1 protein-coding gene is annotated in these 2,003 nt (G+C 61.5%); it reads right to left on the reverse strand.

Annotated features, from left to right (window positions below):
* Positions 1-380: 380 nt before the first annotated feature.
* Complete coding sequence (locus tag BLX41_RS28280; protein ID WP_123727545.1) at positions 381-1,832, reverse strand: mannose-1-phosphate guanylyltransferase/mannose-6-phosphate isomerase; 1,452 nt, start codon at positions 1,830-1,832, stop codon at positions 381-383.
* Positions 1,833-2,003 lie beyond the last annotated feature (171 nt).

Here is a 2,003-nt window from a genome sequence, read left to right on the forward strand (position 1 = left end):
CGAATGAGTCGTGACAGGCGCGAGGATAGGGAGCGAGAAGAGGGTGGTCAACCCGAGATGTGTAGCCTTAAACGACCTTTTGTATCCACAGATGGCTGTTGATCTGGCTTGCCGCTTGAAGCTTACGGCTGCCTCTACTGATCGCTGCTTCTTGTAGCCGCTGCCGCAGGCTGCGAACGACCGCGTAGCGGGCGCAGGGGGCTCAAGACCGCTGAAGGTCCTTCGGCCCTTTTCGCAGCCTGCGGCAGCGGCTACAAAAAAATCCCCCTGTCCAACCGCCTGCGGATAGGGGACGCAGGCGCTTGGAAGGGGGTTGAAAGGACTCGCTGACCACGGCTTTCTGCTTTTGCTCGCAGCTTGCCGCTTGAAGCCTGTCGCTGTTACTGGGCGATGGTCTTCACCGAGACGCCACGTTCCACCGGGGTGGAGCGGCCGTAGATATCTTCAAAGCGCTCGATATCGTCCTCGCCCAAATAACTACCCGATTGCACTTCGATGATCTCCAGTGGGATCTTGCCCGGGTTGCGCAGGCGGTGCACCGAGGCAATCGGGATGTAGGTGGATTGGTTCTCGGTGAGCAGGAACACGTTCTCGTCACAGGTGACTTCGGCGGTGCCGCTGACCACGATCCAGTGTTCGGCGCGGTGGTGGTGCATCTGCAGGGACAGGCAGGCCCCCGGCTTGACCGAAATGTGCTTGACCTGGAAACGCCCGCCCATGTCCACCGAGTCGTAGGAGCCCCACGGGCGGTAGACCTCGCAGTGGTTCTGGGTTTCGCTGCGGCCCTGTTCGTTGAGGGTGTTGACCATCTGTTTCACCCCTTGGACCTTGTCCTTGTGGGCGATCATCATGGCGTCCTTGGTTTCCACCACGACGATGTTTTCCAGGCCGATCACCGACACCAGCTTGCCGTTGCCGTGGATCATGCAGTTCTTGCTGTCCTGGATCACCACATCGCCTTTGCTGACGTTGCCGTTGGCGTCTTTTTCATGCACGTCCCACAGCGACGACCAGCAGCCGACATCGCTCCAGCCGGCGCTCAGGGGCACCACGCAGGCGCGCTGGGTCTTCTCCATCACCGCGTAGTCGATGGAGTTGTCCGGGCAGCAGGCGAAGGTGGCTTCGTCGATGGTCACGGTGTCCGGGTCCTGCTGGCTGCGCTCCAGGGTCAAGAGGCAGGTGTCGTAGATGTCCGGGTCGTGTTTCTTCAGCTCTTCGAGGAAGCGGCTGGCGCGGAACAGGAACATGCCGCTGTTCCAGAAATAGCCGCCGGCCTGGACAAACTCGGTGGCGCGTTTTTCGTCGGGCTTTTCGACGAAGTGCGAGACCCGGCTGACCCCCTCCGGGAGCAGCGCATCGTTGGTGGACTTGATGTAGCCGTAGCCGGTTTCCGGCTTGGTCGCCGGGACCCCGAACAGCACCATTTCGCCACGCTCGGCGGCCACGGTGGCCAGGGCCAGGGCGCGTTGCAGGGCTTTCTGGTCGTCCAGGACGTGGTCGGCGGGCAGCACCAGCATCAGCTCGTCGCGGCCTTCGTTGACCAGCATCATCGCGGTCAGGGCCACGGCCGGGGCGGTGTTGCGGCCGAAGGGCTCCATGAGGATGCGCTGGGTTTCGAGGTTACGGTTGGCCAACTGCTCGTTGACGATGAAGCGGTGGTCCTTGTTGCAGACCACGATGGGGGTGTCCATGCCTTCGAACACCAGGCGCTCCAGGGTTTGCTGGAACAAAGTGTGTTCGCCGGTCAGGGCGAGGAACTGCTTGGGGAATTGCTTGCGCGAAAGCGGCCAAAGACGTGAGCCGCTACCACCTGACAAGATCACCGGAATCATGTTGTTACTCCTTCAAACATCGTATGGGTTAGAGCTACTGCGTTCTGTCGTTTCACTCTTGTTTTTGTTGCGTGCCCGGATGCGCTGCCCACCTTCTGTAGGAGCCGGCTTGCCGGCGAAGGGGCCCGTGAGGGCGCCTTCGCTGGCAAGCCAGCTCCTACGAGAGGCGGG

The organism is Pseudomonas protegens (genome assembly GCF_003732485.1).
Classification (GTDB): Bacteria; Pseudomonadota; Gammaproteobacteria; order Pseudomonadales; family Pseudomonadaceae; genus Aquipseudomonas; species Aquipseudomonas protegens_B.